Below are 19,678 nucleotides of genomic sequence, written 5' to 3'. Positions count from 1 at the left end.
TCCCTCATCGGTCGGCGCCCCTTGGCCAGAGTCCGGCTGACGCTCGCATAATCCGCATTATGTTCCACTGGCCGCGTCGCTTCGCTCCATAAGGTGGCGGCACTGACGTGCCGCGCTTGAAGTTGTTCCCCGCCCGGGCCGGTCCGCGCCGGCGGGCTCCAGCCGCTTCGCGGCTTCCACGCGCGACGGCTTCAGTCGGGCGCTTCTTGCGCCTGACGGCGCAAACCGCACCCTCTTTCTCGCCTGCGCTAACCGCCTTGAGCGGGCCGCCCGCCCTGAAAAGCGGCTAAAGCGAGGATGCAACCGGCGCCGCGCTCCCGTAAAATCGCCTCATGGCAGCCGTGTTGACGTCCAATCCACCCGTCCGGCCCAACGGTCGGCTAAGCCGAAACCCGCGTCGGGGCCAAAACCGGCCCAGGCCCCGCCTCGTCTGGGTGAATCCGGAGCTAAGTCCACAGAGGCGCAAGGAAAAATCGGAATCTAGCCCGGTGGGATCGTATGGGCGAGTTCTTTACAACTACTTCCGCGACTACGAGCCGCAGACTGGGCGGTATGTGCAGAGTGATCCGATTGGCATATATGGTGGTATCAATACTTGGATTTATGCAAAGGATTCCCCTCTTCTTCATACTGACCGATTCGGGCTATCACCTGATTTTCCAGACATGTCCTTCTCATCTCCTTTCCCGTAAGCGCCTACGAACCGACACTCTTCTCAACGACGCATAGATCACTATGCTGATTCCATCGATTTTCAGGATGGAGCAAGCAAGTGAGCAGACGTTACCTCAAAGCCGATCAGTGGCGAGAGCTGATCGCGCAGCAGGCTGCCGGCGCAGAGTCGGTGGCTGAGTTCTGTCAGCGCCATGGCCTGACACCGAAGTCCTTCTACCGGCGCCGCAAGGCGCTGCGCGAGGCGGATACGCATCAGGGCCTGGTCGCGGTCGCGCCGCCGATGCCGTCTCAGCTCACCGGCCAGATAGCGGTGTCGTGGCGCGGTGTCGCGCTGGAGCTTCCAAGCTCGGCTTGTCCGGCCTGGGTCGCCCAACTGATGCGGGAGCTGGCCGATGCGTCTGTTTCGTGACCTGCCCAAGGTTTACCTGCACCGCGACGTGGTGGACTTTCGCAAGTCCATTGACGGCCTGGCGGCCATCGTCGAGCAGCAGATGGCCCTGGATCCGTTCGCCGATGCGCTGTACGTGTTCTGCAACCGCCACCGCGACCGGCTCAAGGTGCTCTACTGGGACCAGACCGGCTTTTGCCTCTGGTACAAGCGCCTGGAGAAGGCGAAGTTCCAGTGGCCGCGCAAGCATGCCGACGGCGTGATCCGCTGGGGCGAGCGTGAGTTCAACTGGCTGCTCGAGGGTTTTGATGTGATGCGCATGCAGGGCCATCAACAACTGCACTTTTCGGCCACTAATTCGTTGATTGGTGGTGCTTCATGCTATTGATTATGCTATACTTTCTGCATGTCGTCGGCCGTCAACAAAGCCTCTGTTGCAGATCCCTCAACGGCCGATCAGATCGCCGCTCTCCAGGCGCAGCTGGCCAGCCAGCAGGCAACCCTCGAGGCGCGCGAAGCGCGCATTCATCAGCTCGAAGAGATCATCCGCACTTTCCAGCGCAAGACCTTTGCCGGCACCAGCGAGCAGGCCAGTGCAGATCAGCTGGGCCTGTTCAACGAAGCCGAGGAGATCGCGGCAAGCGAGCCCCCCGAGGTCGCTGTCAAGCCGCACTCTCGCCAGCGTCGGGGCCGGCCGGCCCTGCCGCCGGAGCTGCCGCGCGAGGAAGTCATTCACGACCTGCCCGAGGCCGACAAGGTCTGTCCGCACGATGGTGCGGTTCTGGAGCGCATCGGCGAGGAGACCTCCGAGCAGCTCGATATCATTCCGGCGAGCGTCAAGGTCATCCGCCACGTCCGGCTGAAGTACGCCTGCCCCTGCTGCGAAGGGCATGTGGCCACCGCCACCAAGCCCGCCCAGCCGCTGGGCAAGTCGATGGCCGCACCGGGCCTGCTGGCCTACATCGCCACGGCCAAGTACGTCGACGCCCTGCCGCTGTACCGACAGATTCAGCAGTTCGCGCGGCTGGGCGTCGAGCTCGACCGCACCACCCTGGCCAACTGGATGATCCGCTACGGCAAGCTGGTCCAGCCCCTGATCAATCGTCTGACCGAGCAGATCCTTGATGAGCCGGTCATCGGCATGGACGAGACCACCGTCCAGGTCCTCGACGAACCCGGCAAGCCGGCACGAAGCAACAGCTACATGTGGGTCATGGGTGCCGGCCCGCCGGGGCAGCGGCTGCGGGTCTATCACTACGAGGCCAGTCGTTCCGGCGATGTGCCCGTGGCGCGCCTGGAAGGCTTCTCCGGTGCCCTGATGGCCGACGGCTATTCCGGCTATGGCGCGGCCTGTCGGGACCATGGCATCACCCGCCTGGGCTGCTGGGCCCATGCCCGGCGCAAGTTCTTCGATGCCGCCAAGCTCCAGCCAAAGGGCAAGATCGGACGCCCGGATCAGGCCCTGGCGCTGATCGGCAAGCTCTACCGGATCGAGCGCGAAGCCCAGGCGCTGAACCCGACCGAGCGCCACCGCTTGCGCCAGGACAAGTCACAGCCCGTCATCGACCAGCTGAACGCCTGGTTGACCACGACACTGCCGCGTGTCGCCCCAAAGACCAAGCTGGGCGAAGCGCTTCAGTACCTGCACAACCAATGGCCAGCGCTGGTGCGCTACCTCGACGATGGCCGCTACCCGATCGACAACAACGCCATCGAAAACGCCATCCGGCCGTTCGCCATCGGCCGCAAGAACTGGCTGTTCTCCAAGTCACCAGCAGGCGCTCGCGCCAGCGCCAACCTCCACAGCCTGATCGAAACCGCCAAGGGCCACGCCATCGAGCCCTATGCCTACCTGCGTCAGGTTTTTCAAGAGCTGCCACTGGCCGAAACCATCGACGATATTGACGCATTACTGCCGGGCAACGTCAAGGGTGGGGATTTGTAGGCGCTTACCTTCGGACGTCGACTAGGGTGCGATGCGCCCACGTGAGCGCTCGCGCAGCTTCGCAGCCCTGATCCCGTCGAACCGGTCCGCATTCTCGAGGCACGTTCCTCGGTAAGCCTGCCTTATTCGTCACAGTAGCCCAGAAAGAGAAATGGGGATCGAGGAGCGGGGTCGGACCAGCATAACCGGCTGAATTTCAATTCGAATTGTCCCACCCGAACCCGTTTTTACCCCTTAAACGCCCCACTTTTCCAGCAGAATTGGCGCTATAGGCCGACGGCATCTCGCGCAACGCCCACCGCCCTTGCTGTCAATCAATGTCACGCTGCCGCGCATTGCCGACGGATTGCCGGAAGGCGTCATTATTCATCATTCATCGCTGCTCTTGAATGGCAGCAATTCTTGTTCCAGTTTCAACCGTTTGAATTCCGGGTCCTTGTGGATCAGTATCGCGTCGTGTTTGATTGCCGCCGCGGCGATCCAGGCATCGGCCAACGACAATGGAAATCGCGCCTTGAGTTCCGCGGCGCGCAGCAACAGGTCATTGGATGACTCGATCCACTTGATCGGAAGCGCCAGACATTGCTGCAGTGCAAACTTTCCGGCCAGCTCGCCTTCGTCCTTCCAGACGCGGTAGAGCACTTCCATGCGCGTCATGAAGCATGCAAGGCAATGGATTTCGGAGTTCCGTAGAAGCTCGGCAACGCGATCAGCGCCCGGCTCATCGTCTCTGAGCGTCAGCAAGGCTGAGGTGTCGAGGAGATAGCGCTTCATTCCAGCTTGGTATCGGCGCGGCGCTCGTCGACCAGACGACGCGTGCCTCCGCCGCGGCCGCGACCGCGCCAGGCGTCAATCGGATCGGCCTTGACCGGGATGACCTGAATGCCGTCACTCGTCACGACCCATTCGAGCCGGTCGGCGGGAGAAAGGCCCAGCCGGCGACGGATCGCCGCGGGAACAACGGTCTGTCCTCGTTCGGTGATCGTGCTTCTCATCGTTGGTGGCTCCGGTTGTGTGAATTACTTGACCAGCAATATTGTAATTCAGTTGAGTGCCGGCGACAACCACCGCACCCGGCGGCGCCGGATGCCTGCGCATCGGCAGGATAACGATCTAGGATCCAGTCGCTGATCACTTCCAGCGCCGCCGGGGCGAAGGTTTCCTCAATGTCGCGGTATTCGCCCAGCGCGCCGGTTGTCGCGGTCTGGAACAGGTGGTTGAGCCCGGGCAGTTCGATCACCGTGGCGTCGGGGTGGTCCGCCAGCGCGGCGCGGATGGCGGCGAGATTCTGGGCGGCCGGGACCTGCACGTCCAGACCGCCATTCAGCGCCAGGACCGGCACTTCAAGTGCGCGCAGATACGGGGCGGGATCAAAGCGAAGCAGGTAGCGCAGCCAGGGTCGCAGCGACGATTGGACGATGACCGGCTTTCGCTCGGGGCTGGCGCCGAGCGTTTCGAGCACCTCCGGCGTTAACGCGGCTTCGAGCCTGGCGCGCGCCTGTTCGGCGTCTGCGGTTTCGGCAACGATACGCCAGATTCGGCGATTGACCGGCATGACACGCTGGAGCTCCCCGGTGCTCACGCCCTGGGTCAGCGCCATCGCCTCGGTCTGGCTGGCGACCAGCTCGAGCATATCGATCCCCGGTGCGGCCAGTAGTACGACCCAGGCGACGTTCGGGTTGTCGCGCGCGGTGATCGGTGCGACAAGACCGCCCTCGCTGTGGCCGATCAGGCCGATCGCATCGGTTCGGATGTCGGGCCGTTGTGCCAGCCATTCGACCGCGGCCGCCGCATCGGTGGCGAAGTCGGCCGTGGTCGCGGCCCAGTGATCACCGCCGGATGCGCCAAAGCCGCGGTCGTCGTAGCGTAAAACCGCGACGCCATTGCGGGTGAGATGATCGGCCAACACCAGGAACGGTTTATGACCCATGAAGGACTCATCGCGGTCCTGCGGACCGGAACCTGAAATCAGCACCGCGGCCGGAAACGGACCGGGGCCGTCGGGGACGGTCAGGGTTCCGGCGAGTTCGATGTCGCCGGCGCGCGGATTGGCAAGGCGCACCTCGCGGCGTTGATAGGGAACATCGTCACCGGGTTCCTGCGGGCGATTGCGGGCCGGGGGCTGCGCCTTTTCACCGGACTCGAGTTGCAGACACACGGTGGCGTCAGGCTGGCCGGGAAGAAGCCATTTTCCGCACATCTCGGTCGACTCCGCGTTAAGCCGCGCCGAGTAGCGCACCGAAGCCACCGGGACGCCGAATTCGACCTTGTCGGCGTCGCGATTCAGGCCGTTAACCGGCAGCCCGGTGGCGCCCATGTCGGGCGAGTCCAGCGTGGCGACGGTACCGGCTTCGCTGGTCTTTACGTTCAGCGCCAGCCGCAGTCGCGCGCCGTTGGCGGCGAGAGCCGATCGCTGCGGGGGCGGATCCAGGACCGGTACCGACCCCTGAGCCCAGCGCGCCGCGAAACTCGACAGCGGCGCCCCGAGCCCGAACGGTTCACGAGACGGGGTCGACCCGGCAGACGAAAGGAGGCGAGCGATCGCCTCCTTTTTCTCGTCTCGGAGAACGTCCTCCCGCCCCGCCGGACCCACCGAACCACGTCGGGGGCGCCGGCTCCGGCGCCCCCGATTCCGTGATCGCGACCGACCCTGAGGGTCGGGCCGAGGTCAGGGTACGGTGGTGGTCCAGGCGCTGGTGTCGCCCGACTCGAAGCCATCCGTGAAGATGTCGTCGGCCGCGCAGGCGTCGAACTGGAACGACGCCACCCAGTTGGCCCACTTGCAGGTCCCGCTGCTCAGGTTGCCGCTGTAGTCACCGAGATACCAGAACGTGGAGCCGTCCGGAGCGATGGTCATGCCGGTGTAGTCGCCCCAGCGGTACGGCACGGAGTCGAAGCAGCTGTACTGCCCCTCGCCGGCGTGGATGAGGGCCTCGCTCTGCAAGGTCCCGGCCGGGTCGCCGCTCTCGCGCCCGGTGACGTAGATGCTCGGGTACATCGAGGTCGAGCCCTTCGTGAAGCCGATCGCCAGATCGCCGCACCGGTTGACGGCGATGCTGGGGAACTGTCGGTACTCGCCGTTGGAGGCGAAGACGCCGGAGTCGACCACGGCATCGGTCACCGGGTTGATCTCCGCCCACCGAACGCAGTTCACGGTGCCGGCGCCCAGGTTGCACGAGATGGCCTGCACCGTGTAGATGTTGCCGTCGTGGTACTCGGTCTGATGGCCGCGGAAGTCGTTGCCCTGGATCGACGACCCGGTCTGTTGCGGGAAGCTGAGCGGCTGGCCCGCGCCGACGCCCGTCGAGGCGCAGAGGTCGATGTTGGCGCCACGCGTGAAGGTGTTGGCGCCGAACGGGTCGGTCCACGTCCAGACGGCGTGCACGCAGCCGTCGTAGAGCTCCGTCATGATGTAGTGGTCGTCGGTGCCGGTGGGCCAGGTGCCCTGATCGAACCCGTGGAGGTTGGCCGGCTGCGGAGTCGACCAGTTCCCCGTCGTCGACTGCGTCGGCACGCCTCCGAGCGCCAGGCCGGCATAGGCGTTCGCCTTGTTGATGGCGAAGACCCGTCCTTCGAACGACGGCGAGCCGCCGAACTGGTTGGATCCCACGAAGATCGCCTGCTCACCGATCCCGGCGTGCGGGAACTCGAAGAAGATGTTGACGCCGATGTCGGTGGCGAAGCAGTAGCGGTTCCAGGTGCTCGTCGGATCGGACCCGGTGGTGACCGCGAAGCAGTAGTCCGTGCCGTTGGCGTCGATGCCGATGAAGTACCGGTCCGCCGACTCGTCGTAGAGGGCGTTCGGATCGAAGGAGCCGCCCGGGAAGCCCGGCGTGCCGGAGAAGAAGGCGTCGAAGTCCGTCGGGCCGACGAGCGACGTACCGTTCTTGTCGTAGACCTCGAAGTCGGTGTTGACGACCGCGATCACGTGCGAGGGCCCGACCGCGATCTCCGGGTCCGGCGGAGTGCTCCCCGGAACCTCGTCGTAGTTGAGCGACTCGAAGCTCGCGCCGGCCGGCGAGGGCGCCAGCGTCGACGGGCCGGCCTCGTCCATCCGGAAGACGTTGGCCTGCGGAGGCAGGCTCATCGCGGCCGCCTGCTGGCGCTGGAACTCGGCCTCGCTGATCGGCTTCTCGATGTACTTGGGGCCGGTGTGGGACAGGTCGGGCGTGCGCCGCGGGCCGGGAACGACCTCGCGCAGGTCGACCAGCGACGGCCCGGTGGCCTCGACCTCGACCGACGGGGCCCAGCCGTACCGGCCGGTATCGGTGTGGTCGATGGTCGGGCCGATGGGCGCGCTCGCTCCGATGGTCGAGGCGTCTCCGCCGGGACCGGTCGACGCGCACCCGAAGGCGGCGAGACAGATGATCGTCGTGAACACGAACAGGCTGGTACTCTTCATGGCGTCCTCTCTGGGCATATCAGGGCGCTCTATAGATTCTATGTTACCTGTCAACCTGCCGTATGCAGTTTTGGGTCGAAATCGGCGTTTTTCTGAAGCAGCGCGAAGGCCACTCGGGCGAGCTTGCGGCCCAATGCTACGAAGGCAGCCGTGGTGCTGAAGCCTCGTTCTCTGAGTGCCAGATAGTAAGGCTCCCAGAGCGGGTTTCTTCGCGCCTGCATGGCAGCGTTGAACAATAGCCTGCGGACCTCCGGGTCCCCCTTTTTGGTCAACTTGCTCTTCCCTTTCCAGCGCCCGGACTGGCGGACCCGGACGTCCATGCCCATGAAGGCAATGAAGGCATCGGCATTGCGGTAGGTGCCCTGATGGAAGATCGCGGTCAGCGCCAGCGCGCTGAGCGGGCCGATACCCGGGATCGCCTGGCAGCGCAGGCGGGAACGCAGGGGCGGTTTGCCCACAAAGCAAAAAGCCCCGGAGTGGAGCCGTTGCGCGTGGTCCAGGTCGCGCTCCCATCCGAGCCTTCTCGCCTCCGACAGCAGCGCCCGCTCCATCTTCCGGATCAGTGTGTTGAACCGCTCCAGCAGCGCATCGACCTCGCTGTTTAGCGCCTCCAGGCCGGCCAGGGACTGCTGCAGCTGGATCCGTGCGCGAACCACTGTGGCGCGTCGTCTCAGAAGCCGCCAGAAACGCTGCTGCCCCTGCGACAGGGGCTTCCAGGGGGCCAGGTCGTCGCCTTCACGCGCCAGGTAGCGGGCCAGCAGTTGCGCGTCCTGGGGGTCGGCCTTGACCCGCTGCCCGACACCGCAGCGGTAATGGCTAAGCCGGTGCGGGTCGACAAAATAGACCGCGTGGCCACGCGCATGGGCGCGCTCGGCCAGCGCGATGTGATACTGATTGGTCGGTTCGATCGCAAAGCGAACCGGCAGACTGAAACCGTCCAGCCAACGATCAATTGCATCGGTGTCGTTGGCCATGGAATCCGGACTCTTCGAGTCCCAGTCATACAGATCGAGGCGATCTTTGGAAACATCGACCCCGACGATGCGTTCGTTGCCGAGCTGTGTCATGGTTGTCTCCGGTCAGTGAATGAACAAGCCGGGGACTCACCGGGCGCAACCTTGCCGATATCGGCCATAAAAGCGGCTGGATTCTTCATCGGCGCTCATGGTGAGGGGTGGGGACGATTTCTATACGAGTCGGTACGCAACGGTCCGAAGGAAGCATTAAGTCCCTCCCACCCCGGCATCCTCCATCTTGACGATGTTGGATGCCGAAAACCATACAAGGAAGTTTAAGCGGCCCATTTCCCGACTTCAAGCAGTATCCACGGCCCTGCCAAGCCGTAGTCTGGCGCAGATTTGAAGCCTCTTTCGCGCGGGCTTTGCCAACTTTCGCGCTGTCTCAGTCAACCCAGCCCTGAATCGCCCTGATTTCCGGTCATCAGGCTGATCGGGCACGAGCGGCGCTGGGCCGCGCCCGGGCGGAACGCAGTCTTAGGTCGGTTTCCTGCGATTCAGTGATGCAAGCCGGTGCGCGCTGCCGGCGGCGCCCGGCTGTCCGGCCACGTCGGGCCGGCGTGATCCGGGCCCGATGGGGACTATTGGGTGCGAACACCCCATGGAAGCGAGTGAGATTCTGGCGCGGCGGCGGGACGAGCGCGGCCAGCCGGGCGATGAAATCCAGTGGCTCGAAGATTACATGCGTCGTCCCGTCCCGGTACGGGGTCTTTAGCGTGTAGCCGATCTCGCCGCGTGCGGTCAGGAACAGGCGCTTTTCGGAGACGGGAGGCCGGCAGATGTATCGGCACAGCCGCTCAAGCTTGTCGCGCTGGCAGGCTTTGACCGCGACACCGGCGTGCAGAGAGAAGCCAGCCATGTTGCCGGGACCGCCAGTTGCCCAGTCCTCCTCATCACAGATCGGAAGTGTCTGGAGGGTGAATACTTTGCGACCCCGATGCGGGCCGACGGCAATGCGGTAGGTGATGGAATGCCCGACCAGGTCGGGGATCGGGTCCTCCTCGTCGGGTGCTTCGCCCAGATCGAGCTGTTCGGTATCGCGCTCCAGTAACCCTTCGCGTTCCAGCAGCCGCCCTACCCGCCGAGCGATGGTGTGGACCAGTTGCGTCAGTTGGGCCGATGTCGGTTCGCGCACCCACTGGAAGCGTGGCCAGGTGCCGTGGTGCGTATCCACCACGTAGACCCCATCGACAAACAGCAACGAGGACGCGCTGGCACGGCTTCGATTCATCCGCAGGGCGCGATGGCTGGGATTCAGTCTGGAGGAAATCGGAGAACTGCTGAAACTCGAAGACGGCACCCATTGCGACGAGGCCAAAGCACTGGGCGAGCGCAAGCTGGGCAACGTGCGAGACAAGATCCGCAGTCTTCAACAAATTGAAGGCGTGCTCGACCAACTCGTCGAGGAGTGCTGTACCCAGAAGGACAGTGTCACCTGCCCGCTGATCGCATCCCTCCACGAGGGGTTTGATACAGCTACCAAATGATGGAACACATGACAAAAAGATCGTCGCAACTAGTCGGATGCGATGTGCAAGGTCCAAACCAAAAAAAACGAGACCAGCCTTTGGGCAACCTACCCCCCCAGCTGGCGAAACTCTATTTCGGACAATGGCCTGAGTTGATCGAACCTTGACTTATGTTAGACTTCGGATCTCCTTCTAACCGAGTCGCTAGATAACCGGGCTCTTCACTGAATCGTGTGGGTAGCAGTCATTTTCGAACTGCCTCCGGGTAGAGATCGAGGCCACCGAGGTGGAAGTAGATCGCAGCCTTGAAGCGCTCCTTGTTCCGGAAACCGCGGGCGTCGCGCTTGATCTTCTGGATCATGGTGTTGAAACCCTCGGCACGGGCGTTGGTCGCGCCGGTGACCACTGCTGTGAGGATGCCCTCGAGATGAGCCTTGATCGTTCGCGCGACCTTCTTGATCGGTGCCAGGCGCGAACGGATCGCCCAGCCATACCAGCTCATCCAGGCTTTGCGGGCCCAGGTTCTGGATTGGTAGCCCCACAGGCACATTGCGTGGGTCTTGATCGCCCAGGCCCGGGCGGTCTTGAGGTTGGCGGACTTGAGCGCCTTGAGGCGGCCCCAGCTCTTGTCGGTCATGTTGTCAGGATGCTGCAGCCAGAGATAGCGGCTCTTGATCAGGACCGACTCGCCCTCGGCCAGCAAGGCCTTGTGCTCGGCCCGGCGAACCTTGTCGACGGCATCGCCCAGATGCATGGCAACGTGGAACTTGTCGAAGGCGATCTTGCTCGCCGCCCCCGGAACGTGGGCCAGTGTCGAATCGATGAAAGGCCGCCACATGTCCATCGCCACCGTGCGCAAGCCTGCCAGCGCTTCGGCCGGCTGCGCCGCGTACCAGGCGTCCAGGCTCGCACGCTTGCGGTCGTCGGAGATGTGCAGCACCCGATCGCCGCTGCTGATCACCGTCACATACTGGTGCCGGCGCTGAAACGCCGTCTCGTCGATGCCGATCGCGTCCGGAAAATCCTGCGTCCGGCGCGCCAGGCCGCGTGCCACCGCACGCTCCTGCACGCCGCTGACCGCAGACCAGCTCAAGCCCAGCCGCTCGGCAACCTCCGAGATCGTGCCGATCTTGAGCCAATCGATCACGAGTGCTTCGAACAACGCCGTCAATCTGGAGTTGTTCTCCGCCCAGGGCACCGGCAGCTGATGAACGCCATGCTCCGGACACCGAACCCTCGGAACCTGCGCGACCAACCAGGTCTTGTACTGGCAGGTGTCGAGATGCCGCCACTTGCGCTCGCGGGTGTCGTAGCCCGAACAGCTGACCCCGCACTGCGGGCAAGCCAGATCCGTGCCGGAATGCCGAATATGGACGGTCACGCCGGTGCCGGGCAGGTCGACTTGCACGTCGGACACCTCCCAGGGTGCCTGAATGCCGAGAATCTGGCGGTAGAGCTCGCGGTCATGCATGAAACTGGACTCGAATCAGGGCCAGCCGGTAGCCTATCCGAACCGGTCAGCCCACACAAAAACGGGAAGAGCCGATAACCGAATGGCAAAAAACTGGACGCTAATACTGTTTGCGGTATTGATGGTAGTGCAATCACTATCCATCGCCGCCGATGTATTGCCCATCCATTCGGATCACCAACCCCATGAGTTGGCGGATATGTCCGGGGGAGACGGTTCAACCCAAGCGACAGACCCGTCACCGGGATCAGACCACAACACACCGCCCGGCCATTGCCACTCCTGCCATTGCCATGGCTCTCATATGCTGCTGTCCATGCAGCTGCCCACGCTGTCTACTGCCTCTTCCGGCCAAGTCACGCTGCGCTATACCGTCGACCACCCCTCTCCCCACATCGCTGCGATACTCCGACCGCCCATAGCCTAACCTCACTTTCCGGTCATCGACCGGCACCAGGATTTTTCAAAAATCTTTACGTGAGGTAATTCATGTCCATGCTATTCCGTTTGCGTCCGGATTCAGGCCGAAGCCTGATAATCCGGACAACGCGCCTGCTGATTTGCGGCGCGCTGCTAAGCCTGTCCGGGCTTATCCAGGCCGCCGACCGCGACCCGACAACACTGACCCTACCCGAGGCCTTCGCCCGGGTGCTAAATGACAATCCCGAATTGGCGATCTATCCCTACGATATTCGCGCGGCCGAGGCGCGGGCTCTCCAGGCCGGGTTTCGACCCAACCCACAGGTCTCCCTCGAGGTCGAGAATATTGCCGGCAATGGCGAGTTCTCGGGCACCGATGCCATGGAAACCACCCTGGCGCTCAGCCAAATCATAGAGATGGGCGGCAAGCGCCCTCTGCGCCGGGATGTCGGCCAGTGGCGTCGCCAAACCGTCGAGCGCGATTACGAACTGGCCCGCCTCGACGCACTGTCGGCGGCGGCCAGCCGCTACCTGGAGGTGGCACAAACCCAGCGCCTACTGGCCTTTGCCCGGCAAGTCGTGGAGTTTACCAGCACCGCAGAAAACGTCGCCCAAAGGCGGTTTGACGCAGGCAGCGCCAGTCGGGCGGAACTGAGCCGTGCCCGCACGGATCTGATGCAGGCCAAGCTGGCGGTGAGCAATCTCACCGTGCGCCTGGGCAATACCAAGCGGCGCCTGGCGAGTCTATGGGGCGAAACCTCGGCGGATTTTACCGGCGTCGAGGCCGAACTCTTTGCCTTGGCGCCGACGCCTGAGTTTGTCAGCATCCAACGACAGTTGGAACAGGCGCCGCAGCTGCAACGGTTTATGACCCTGGAAAGACTGCGTAAGGCCGAACTGGACCTGGCGATTGCCCGGGGCCGACAGGACATCGAAGTCGGCGCGGGCATCAGACGGGTCGAAGGCACCGGCGATACGGGTGTGGTTTTTTCGTTTTCCATGCCTCTTGGCGTCTCTAACCGCAACCAGGGCGACATCAGGGCCGCGCGGGAGGATCTGGCGAAACTGGATCTCGAAGAGAAAGCCACCCGGGTGAAGGTTTTTACGGAACTGCGCAATGCCTTCGCCCAACTGGAACAGGCTCGCGAGCGGGTTACCCTGTTACGTGAGCAGATACTGCCCGAGGCACAGCAGGCACTGGCGCTGATTCAGGAAGGCTACGGCGACGGGCGTTTTTCCTATCTGGAACTGGTGGAAGCCCGGCGCCAGTTGCTGTCCTTCGAAACCGAGGCGGTTGCCGCCGCCACCGATTTTCACCAAACCCTTATCACCCTGGAGACCTTGACCGGCCAGCCGCTTACCGGGGAGCGCCTATCACTCTACCCCACCGACGGGGCCAATGATTTCCGGTCCAATCTGCGTCTGCCCACACTGGACAGCATCGATGATGAAGGGTCTCTTTCGCCACAGGATGAATCACAATGAACAAGTTACTGAATTATTTAATGAGCGGCTTGCTGCTTGCTGCCATGGCATCTCAAAGCGCAATCGCCGCCCCATCGGATCAAGCCGCTCACACCGAAGAAGGGGCTCAGCACGCAGATGAAAAGCACCACTCGGAAGAGGAACATGCCGGGGAAGATCACGCTGAAGATGAAGGCGACCATGCCGAAGAAGCCGGTCATGAAGGCCATGAAGACGAAGAGCCCGAGCTGACTTTTAGCGCCGACCTGCTACGGGACTTTGGTGGTGAAATCGCCACTGCTGAAGCCGGTGTGATTCGCCAACAGGTCTCGCTGCCCGGCGAGGTGAAACTCAACGAGGAGGCCGTGGCCCATATCACGCCCCGCTTTGCGGCAAAGATCGTCGAGGTACAGGCAAAAACCGGTGACCGGGTCAAGGCCGGCGATGTGCTCGCCGTGGCCGAGAGTTCCGAGACACTGTCCCGCTTTCAGCTGAAATCCCTGATCGACGGCGTGGTTATCAAACGCCACGTCACCCTGGGAGAACACCTGGCGCCCGACGATACCGCTTTTGTCGTCGCGAACCTGTCCACCCTGTGGGTGGATATTGCCCTCTATCCCAAGCAGGTGCCGCTGGTAAAAACCGGACAGCCGGTGCGAATCACCACCAGCCATGGCCCCGCACCCGTGGAGACCAGCCTGGACTATGTGGCGCCGCTGGTAGACGAGGCCACCCGCACAGGCCTGGCGCGGGTCTTCCTGGCCAATCCTGACAATGACTGGAAGCCGGGGATGTTCATTGAAGGCCAAATTACTCTGGGTGAATTTCCCGCCGCGGTCGTGGCACCCAGGACCGCCGTTATCGACCTGGAGGGCCAACCCACAATATTCGTTCAGCACGACGGCAGCTGGGAACCCCGTCCGGCCAAGCTCGGTCGCGGTGACAGCGACGCGGTGGAGATATTGGCGGGCCTCGACGCGGGTGAACGCTATGTGGCCAAAGGCGGATTCGTGCTCAAGGCCCAGCTGCAAAAAAGCGAATTCGAATCCGGTCACAACCACTAATCGCGGGAGCACAGTATGCAAACTCTTATTCGTTTTGCGCTGGAGAACCGACTGTTAGTGGTCGTGATCTCTCTGGCGATGCTTATCGGCGGTTACTTCGCCTATCGCACCCTGCCGGTTGACGCCTACCCGGATATTTCACCGGCGTTGGTGCAGGTCTTTGTGGAAACCGAAGGCCTGGCGCCGGAGGAGGTGGAGAAATACGTCACCTACCCCATCGAAAGCGCCATGAATGGCCTACCGCAACTGGATCACGTGCGGTCGATCTCCAACTTCGGCTTGTCGGTGGTCAATATCTACTTCGAGGATGGCACCGATATTTACTTTGCCCGCCAGCTGGTGGGGGAACGACTACAGGTGGCCCGGGAGGCTATTCCCGACGGTTTCGGCGAACCGGTGATGGGCCCCATCACGACAGGACTCGGCCAGATTCTGTTCTACGTGCTGGAGGATACCAGCGGGCAATACAGCAACACCGAGCTGCGGGAAATTCAGGACTGGATCGTCAAGTTCAACCTACAGACGGTAAAAGGCGTTACGGAAGTCCTCTCCATCGGCGGTGAGGTCAAGCAGTTCCAGGTGCGTATCGACCCCGACGCACTGATCCGCTACGACGTATCGCTGCCCGACATCAAGGAGCGCATCGAGGCCAACAATGCCAACGCCGGGGCGCAGTTCATCGTCAAAAACGATGAGGAGTACATCGTCCGCTCCGTGGGTCTGGCCACGGATCTTGAAGCCCTGCGCAATATCGTGGTGAAAACCATCGACGGCACACCCGTTTACCTGCACCAGCTGGGCGAGCTGGACATCGGCGGCGAAATCCGCCGCGGCCTCACCACCAAGGACGGCGAAGGTGAAGTGGTCGTGGGCATGGTATTGAAGCTGATCGGCAGCAATACCTCCCAGGTGATCGGCGCCGTTAAGCAGGAGCTAGCCACCATCAATGCCAACCTGCCCGAAGGCGTCGAGGTGCAGCCCTATTACGACCAGGCGACATTGGTCAAGGCAGCGGTGAGCACGGTGATCAACGCCCTGTTGCAGGGGATTATTCTGGTGGCCCTGGTGCTGTTGGCTTTTATGGGCGGCCTGCGGCCCAGCCTGGTGGTGGCGCTGTCGATTCCGTTCTCCGTCGGCTTCACCTTCCTCGCCATGAAATTCTTCGATATCTCCGCCAACCTGATGTCGCTGGGCGGGATTGCCATCGCCATCGGCATGATGGTGGATGGCGCGGTGGTCGTGGTGGAGAACATCGACCGGATGTTGCGGGAATCCTCCCCGGACGAATCACGCCTGCACCTGGTGGCGCGGGCCTGTCAGTCAGTGGCGCGCCCGATTCTGTTTGCCATCAGCATTATCATCATTGTGTTCCTGCCGCTGTTCACCTTGCAGGGGGTGGAAGGGGCGACCTTCCGGCCACTGGCCTATACCGTAGCCGTGGCCATGCTTGGCTCGCTGTTCTTTGCCCTGATTGTGGCACCGGTGGCCTCCTCCCTGTTGATGAAGCGGCCGGACGCAGACCCCGACAAACCCCGCAAGGACATTGTCAGTTTACTGCTGAAAGGCTACCAACCTCTGGTTCAGGCCATAGTCGCGCGCCGCTGGATTGCCGTGACCCTGGCGGCAGTGGTTCTGCTCATTGGCGTTGCCGTCGCGCCGCGGCTGGGCTCGGAGTTTGTGCCGCGTTTCAATGAAGGGGATCTGCTGATCCGCGCCACCATGGCGCCGTCCATCTCGCTGGAAAAAGCCGAGACGACCATTGGCGTATTCGAGCGGCAATTGATGGCAGCGTTTCCGGAGGTCACCCAAGTGGTGTCGCGCATTGGTCGGGGTGAAGTCGGCGCCCATGCCGATCCGGTGAATAACGCGGAGATTTTCGTCGCCCTTAAGCCCCAGGATCAATGGCAGAGCGCGGAGACGCTGGATGGCTTGTATGCGGCCATGAGTGAAAAATTCGCGGATTTCCCCGGCGCGCAATTCAACTTCACCCAACCGATCGCCGCCGCCGTGGATGAATTGCTCACCGGTACCAAGGCCGAACTGGCCGCCAAGCTGTTTGGCGATGACCTGGATGTGCTGGTGGAGAAAGCACAGGCTATAGAAAAGGTGATGCGCACCGTGCAGGGCGCCCAGGACGTGCAGCGCGACCAAATCGGCGGTACGCCGCAGCTGCGCATTTCGTTGAACCGGGAGGCCATTGCCCGTTACGGCCTCAATGTCAGCGATGTGCAACGCACCCTGAGCGTGGCCGTGGGCGGCAGCGAGGCCGGACAGGTGTTCGAGGGCATCCGCCGCTTTGATATCTATGTGCGCCTTGAAGAACCCGCGCGCAACCGGGCCGATGTCATCGGGCAGCTCATTATCAAGAACGCCGCCGGGCAGCGCATTCCCCTGGAGGAACTGGCTGCCATCGAGGAGGTGGTGGGGCCGCGCCAGATCACCCGGGAAAACAATCAGCGCTTTATCACCATCCAGACCAACGTTCGCGACCGGGACATCGGTTCCTTCGTGGCCGAGGCCGATGCCGCCATTGCACAGCAAGTGGATTTGCCGCCGGGCTATTTTCTCAAATGGGGCGGGCAGTTCGAACTTCAACAACAGGCCAACAAGCGCCTGATGATCGTGGTGCCAATTACCCTGGCGCTGGTGTTCCTGATGCTGTTCGTCAACTTCGGATCACTGCGCAACGCCCTGCTGATCATGCTCAATATTCCATTGGCGCTGGTGGGCGGCATTGTCGCCCTGTGGCTAAGTGGCCAGAGCCTCTCGGTGCCGGCCTCGGTGGGATTTATCGCCCTGTTTGGCATCGCTCTGGAAAATGGTCTGGTGCTGGTGAGTTACCTGAATGAACTGGTCAAGGACGGGGTGTCCATTGCCGAGGCCAGTGTCCGGGCGGCTTGTGCAAGGCTGCGTGCGGTAATCATGACCGCCGTCACCACCGCACTGGGGCTGTTCCCGCTGTTGTTCGCCACCGGCACCGGCAGCGAGGTGCAGCGGCCACTGGCCACCGTTGTGGTCGGCGGCCTGGTCACCGCCACCATACTGACCCTATTGGTTATACCCGCACTGTATCACTGGTTTGCTGACAAGCCCGCTGATATGAGCGAATCCCATTAACCTGGAGTGACTGTCATGCAAGAGATCAAAGCCTATATCAAACACCGCAAACTGGAAGCCGTGACCCTGGCCCTGCACCGCGTGCAGGGCGTCACCGGCATGAGCGTCGCCCACGTTGTCGGCTTTGGCCGCAGCAAAGTCAATACCAGCGCTGCCAACCCAATCGAGGGCGCGGGGGATTTTGTCAAGCACGTGAAAGTGGAAATCGTCTGTCACGATCAGTACGTGGACGAGGTCGTACGGGTACTGAAAAGCGAGGCGCATACCGGACTGCGCGGCGATGGTCGTATTTTTATCAGCGATGTCAATCGTGCAATCCGGATTGAAGACGGTGCCGAGGACGATACGGTTGTCTGAGAAAAAAACCCGCCCTCTTCAGGCGAGCGGGGGTTCCATTTCAGCTTTCGCTCCCTCTGCGCCTGATGATTCATCTCCAACAGGAGCTGTGGCTCATGACCTTGTACAGTCAGTTCAAGCCGTTTTGGATGGCTTTACTGTGCAGGGTTATGACGACAGGACAAGATTATGAGTGATCCACCCAAGCAACGAAAAGATGACCCGAAGGAAGCTCCACACTTTCGAACACATCGTATCCACGCCATCAACAGTGACTGGTATTTTTTAACCCGTGAAGGTCAAAATATCGGGCCATTCCCGAACAAAAAAGCGGCCGAAGACAGCCTTGCGGAATTCCTGAAAACTGTCAAAAAGGATGAGTAGCCAATGGCCCAAAATCCACAAAGTCGCCAAGGCACAGGCGACCAGGCACAGAGTAAGCCGAATACAGCAGATGCTTTTTTATACATAGACACCAAACGAGGTTAACCAAATGAGCCACGACCATGTGCATATGGCCCCCGAGACCAAGGATAAACGTGTTGCCATCGCCATCTGGGCGAACGGGATCCTGACCCTGGCTCAGATTGGGGGCGGTATCTTTGCCGGCAGTCTCGCCCTTATCGCCGACGCTTTACATAACTTCTCTGACATGGCATCACTCGTCATCGCGTTCTTAGCGCAAAAAATTGCGCGCCGCCCGGCTGACGCAAGGATGACCTTTGGCTACGGACGCATTGAAATCGTTGCAGCCCTCATCAATTACACTACCTTGATCATTATCGGGTTCTACCTGATTTACGAAGGTGGCATGCGGATAATCGATCCTCCAGAGGTAAAGGGCTGGTGGGTCGTCGGGCTTGGAGGTATCGCTCTGGCCGTGGACGCCTTGACAGCGTTGCTTACCTATTCGATGCAGAAAGACAGCATCAATATCCGCGCACTGTTTCTTCACAATCTGTCGGATGCACTGGCGTCGGTCGCCGTGGTCATTGGCGGAACCCTTATTTTACTCTTCGACATGCGCTGGGTTGATCCTGCCATCACCATCGGCATCGCGGGCTACATTCTCTACCTGGGTCTGACAGAAATCGGCGGTACCATCAGAACACTCATGTTGGGTAGCCCGGTGGACATCGATACCGATGCCGTCATTGTTGCCCTGTCCAACATCGAAGGCGTTATCGACCTTCACCATGTGCATTTTTGGCAGATGGGCGAACACGATGCCTCGCTGGAGGCTCATGTGATTATCGAGGAAAGTGCATGGGATCAGCTTGAGAATATCAAGTACAGGATAAAACAGGCTCTGGCGCAGGAATTCAACATACGTCATTCGACACTGGAATTCGAACACCCGGACCACATGCACAAGAATGCCCACACCTATGGGCATGGTTAAGAGAGATGTTCTCCGCAAGCACCGGCGAGAGCGGAGACTATTTCGAAGTTAATAGATGAAACCACACGCTCCACTATTTCATGATGGAACGTGTTCCTACTTACCTCATTTCTTCGTTGTTATTACGGTTGCTGCTATCTCACCCATCATGGGCTGGATCATTTCTACGGCCTATGGTACCAACAATCAAAATACATACCCCTATGAATATCGCTGTATCAGCCAGATTGAATGCTGGCCAATGAGAATTGCTCCAGTGAAAATCAAGAAAGTCCACTACCGATCCTCGCCATACACGATCAACCATGTTGCCCAATGCACCACCAAGCACCAACGAATAGCTCGCCGCTTCAAGCCGGTTTGGACACTGCCGCATTGTCCAAACCAACCAAACTGATACGCCAGATGCTAATGCAATAAAGAAATAGCGTTGCCAGCCACCAGCATCAGCTAGCAAGCTGAATGCAGCGCCAGGGTTCATCATGTGCACGATATTATTAACCCGGCAA

19 protein-coding genes and 1 pseudogene are annotated in these 19,678 nt (G+C 61.4%); 12 read left to right on the top strand and 8 right to left on the bottom strand.

Annotation, left to right across the window (positions count from 1 at the left end; all coding sequences use genetic code 11):
* The first annotated feature begins 332 nt into the window (after positions 1-332).
* From HND55_04095 to HND55_04080, 4 genes are all read left to right on the top strand, one after another.
* Positions 333-692: a hypothetical protein gene (locus HND55_04095; GenBank protein ID QKK01912.1), complete on the top strand. Its 360-nt coding sequence runs from the start codon at positions 333-335 to the stop codon at positions 690-692.
* An 80-nt stretch (positions 693-772) separates the two neighbouring features.
* A complete protein-coding gene (locus HND55_04090) occupies positions 773-1,084 on the top strand; it encodes a hypothetical protein (GenBank protein QKK01911.1) in 312 nt (103 codons plus the stop codon).
* Positions 1,068-1,451 carry an IS66 family insertion sequence element accessory protein TnpB gene (gene tnpB, locus HND55_04085; GenBank protein QKK01910.1) on the top strand — a complete coding sequence of 128 codons (384 nt, stop codon included), beginning with the start codon at positions 1,068-1,070 and terminating at the stop codon, positions 1,449-1,451. The genes HND55_04090 and tnpB overlap by 17 nt, the downstream gene beginning before the upstream one ends.
* An 18-nt stretch (positions 1,452-1,469) precedes the next feature.
* On the top strand, positions 1,470-3,008 hold the full coding sequence (locus HND55_04080; GenBank protein ID QKK01909.1) for an IS66 family transposase: 1,539 nt from the start codon (positions 1,470-1,472) through the stop codon (positions 3,006-3,008).
* A 369-nt stretch (positions 3,009-3,377) separates the two neighbouring features.
* Here the strand turns inward: HND55_04080 and HND55_04075 are convergent, their stop codons facing one another.
* The 6 genes and pseudogenes from HND55_04075 to HND55_04050 all read right to left on the bottom strand — a co-directional run bounded on the left by HND55_04075 (position 3,378) and on the right by HND55_04050 (position 9,627).
* Positions 3,378-3,782, bottom strand: a complete 405-nt coding sequence (locus HND55_04075; protein QKK01908.1) for a PIN domain-containing protein — start codon at positions 3,780-3,782, stop codon at positions 3,378-3,380.
* The gene (locus tag HND55_04070) at positions 3,779-4,003 is read right to left on the bottom strand and encodes an AbrB/MazE/SpoVT family DNA-binding domain-containing protein (GenBank protein QKK01907.1); all 225 of its coding nucleotides are present in this window, start codon (positions 4,001-4,003) and stop codon (positions 3,779-3,781) included. Before HND55_04070 ends, HND55_04075 begins: the two co-directional genes overlap by 4 nt.
* Positions 4,000-5,601, bottom strand: coding sequence for an alpha/beta hydrolase (locus HND55_04065; GenBank protein ID QKK01906.1), 1,602 nt, complete (start codon positions 5,599-5,601; stop codon positions 4,000-4,002). The genes HND55_04070 and HND55_04065 overlap by 4 nt, the downstream gene beginning before the upstream one ends.
* Positions 5,602-5,676: 75 nt before the next feature.
* A complete protein-coding gene (locus HND55_04060) occupies positions 5,677-7,410 on the bottom strand; it encodes a hypothetical protein (protein QKK01905.1) in 1,734 nt (577 codons plus the stop codon).
* 50 nt (positions 7,411-7,460) lie between these two features.
* Positions 7,461-8,477 (bottom strand): IS110 family transposase, encoded by a 1,017-nt coding sequence (locus HND55_04055; GenBank protein ID QKK01904.1) that lies wholly within the window; start codon positions 8,475-8,477, stop codon positions 7,461-7,463.
* A gap of 466 nt (positions 8,478-8,943) precedes the next feature.
* Positions 8,944-9,627 (bottom strand): annotated as a pseudogene (locus HND55_04050) (IS91 family transposase).
* A gap of 10 nt (positions 9,628-9,637) precedes the next feature.
* Between HND55_04050 and HND55_04045 the strand changes: the two are divergent.
* Positions 9,638-9,913 carry a MerR family DNA-binding protein gene (locus HND55_04045; protein QKK03979.1) on the top strand — a complete coding sequence of 92 codons (276 nt, stop codon included), beginning with the start codon at positions 9,638-9,640 and terminating at the stop codon, positions 9,911-9,913.
* A gap of 226 nt (positions 9,914-10,139) precedes the next feature.
* Here the strand turns inward: HND55_04045 and HND55_04040 are convergent, their stop codons facing one another.
* Positions 10,140-11,366: an ISL3 family transposase gene (locus HND55_04040; GenBank protein ID QKK01903.1), complete on the bottom strand. Its 1,227-nt coding sequence runs from the start codon at positions 11,364-11,366 to the stop codon at positions 10,140-10,142.
* Between the two features lie 82 nt (positions 11,367-11,448).
* Between HND55_04040 and HND55_04035 the strand changes: the two genes are divergently transcribed.
* The 7 genes from HND55_04035 (at position 11,449) to HND55_04005 (ending at position 19,169) form a co-directional block, all read left to right on the top strand.
* Positions 11,449-11,793, top strand: a complete 345-nt coding sequence (locus HND55_04035; protein QKK01902.1) for a DUF2946 family protein — start codon at positions 11,449-11,451, stop codon at positions 11,791-11,793.
* A gap of 80 nt (positions 11,794-11,873) precedes the next feature.
* Positions 11,874-13,271, top strand: a complete 1,398-nt coding sequence (locus HND55_04030) for a TolC family protein (protein QKK01901.1) — start codon at positions 11,874-11,876, stop codon at positions 13,269-13,271.
* Complete coding sequence (locus tag HND55_04025; GenBank protein QKK01900.1) at positions 13,268-14,314, top strand: HlyD family efflux transporter periplasmic adaptor subunit; 1,047 nt, start codon at positions 13,268-13,270, stop codon at positions 14,312-14,314. The genes HND55_04030 and HND55_04025 overlap by 4 nt, the downstream gene beginning before the upstream one ends.
* Before the next feature lie 15 nt (positions 14,315-14,329).
* Positions 14,330-17,431 carry an efflux RND transporter permease subunit gene (locus HND55_04020; GenBank protein QKK01899.1) on the top strand — a complete coding sequence of 1,034 codons (3,102 nt, stop codon included), beginning with the start codon at positions 14,330-14,332 and terminating at the stop codon, positions 17,429-17,431.
* Between the two features lie 15 nt (positions 17,432-17,446).
* Positions 17,447-17,788, top strand: a complete 342-nt coding sequence (locus tag HND55_04015) for a P-II family nitrogen regulator (GenBank protein QKK01898.1) — start codon at positions 17,447-17,449, stop codon at positions 17,786-17,788.
* A 168-nt stretch (positions 17,789-17,956) separates the two neighbouring features.
* On the top strand, positions 17,957-18,151 hold the full coding sequence (locus tag HND55_04010) for a hypothetical protein (GenBank protein QKK01897.1): 195 nt from the start codon (positions 17,957-17,959) through the stop codon (positions 18,149-18,151).
* Between the two features lie 109 nt (positions 18,152-18,260).
* Positions 18,261-19,169 (top strand): cation transporter, encoded by a 909-nt coding sequence (locus HND55_04005; protein QKK01896.1) that lies wholly within the window; start codon positions 18,261-18,263, stop codon positions 19,167-19,169.
* 139 nt (positions 19,170-19,308) lie between these two features.
* Here HND55_04005 and lspA read toward each other — a convergent pair whose 3' ends face one another.
* Complete coding sequence (gene lspA, locus HND55_04000) at positions 19,309-19,653, bottom strand: signal peptidase II (protein QKK01895.1); 345 nt, start codon at positions 19,651-19,653, stop codon at positions 19,309-19,311.
* Positions 19,654-19,678 lie beyond the last annotated feature (25 nt).

The organism is Pseudomonadota bacterium (genome assembly GCA_013285445.1).
GTDB lineage: Bacteria > Pseudomonadota > Gammaproteobacteria > Xanthomonadales > Wenzhouxiangellaceae > Wenzhouxiangella.
Note: the sequence above shows the minus strand (reverse complement) of the source record. Positions and strands in the feature narration are given on the sequence as shown.

What these genes read in the sequence shown, in the direction of transcription:
- HND55_04095 (QKK01912.1), top strand. Translation starts at nt 333, where the DNA reads ATGGCAGCCGTGTTGACGTCCAATCCACCCGTCCGGCCCAACGGTCGG.
- tnpB (QKK01910.1), top strand. Translation starts at nt 1,068, where the DNA reads ATGCGTCTGTTTCGTGACCTGCCCAAGGTTTACCTGCACCGCGACGTG.
- HND55_04080 (QKK01909.1), top strand. Translation starts at nt 1,470, where the DNA reads ATGTCGTCGGCCGTCAACAAAGCCTCTGTTGCAGATCCCTCAACGGCC.
- HND55_04075 (QKK01908.1), bottom strand. Translation starts at nt 3,782, where the DNA reads ATGAAGCGCTATCTCCTCGACACCTCAGCCTTGCTGACGCTCAGAGAC.
- HND55_04070 (QKK01907.1), bottom strand. Translation starts at nt 4,003, where the DNA reads ATGAGAAGCACGATCACCGAACGAGGACAGACCGTTGTTCCCGCGGCG.
- HND55_04060 (QKK01905.1), bottom strand. Translation starts at nt 7,410, where the DNA reads ATGAAGAGTACCAGCCTGTTCGTGTTCACGACGATCATCTGTCTCGCC.
- HND55_04055 (QKK01904.1), bottom strand. Translation starts at nt 8,477, where the DNA reads ATGACACAGCTCGGCAACGAACGCATCGTCGGGGTCGATGTTTCCAAA.
- HND55_04040 (QKK01903.1), bottom strand. Translation starts at nt 11,366, where the DNA reads ATGCATGACCGCGAGCTCTACCGCCAGATTCTCGGCATTCAGGCACCC.
- HND55_04035 (QKK01902.1), top strand. Translation starts at nt 11,449, where the DNA reads ATGGCAAAAAACTGGACGCTAATACTGTTTGCGGTATTGATGGTAGTG.
- HND55_04025 (QKK01900.1), top strand. Translation starts at nt 13,268, where the DNA reads ATGAACAAGTTACTGAATTATTTAATGAGCGGCTTGCTGCTTGCTGCC.
- HND55_04020 (QKK01899.1), top strand. Translation starts at nt 14,330, where the DNA reads ATGCAAACTCTTATTCGTTTTGCGCTGGAGAACCGACTGTTAGTGGTC.
- HND55_04015 (QKK01898.1), top strand. Translation starts at nt 17,447, where the DNA reads ATGCAAGAGATCAAAGCCTATATCAAACACCGCAAACTGGAAGCCGTG.
- HND55_04010 (QKK01897.1), top strand. Translation starts at nt 17,957, where the DNA reads ATGAGTGATCCACCCAAGCAACGAAAAGATGACCCGAAGGAAGCTCCA.
- HND55_04005 (QKK01896.1), top strand. Translation starts at nt 18,261, where the DNA reads ATGAGCCACGACCATGTGCATATGGCCCCCGAGACCAAGGATAAACGT.
- lspA (QKK01895.1), bottom strand. Translation starts at nt 19,653, where the DNA reads ATGATGAACCCTGGCGCTGCATTCAGCTTGCTAGCTGATGCTGGTGGC.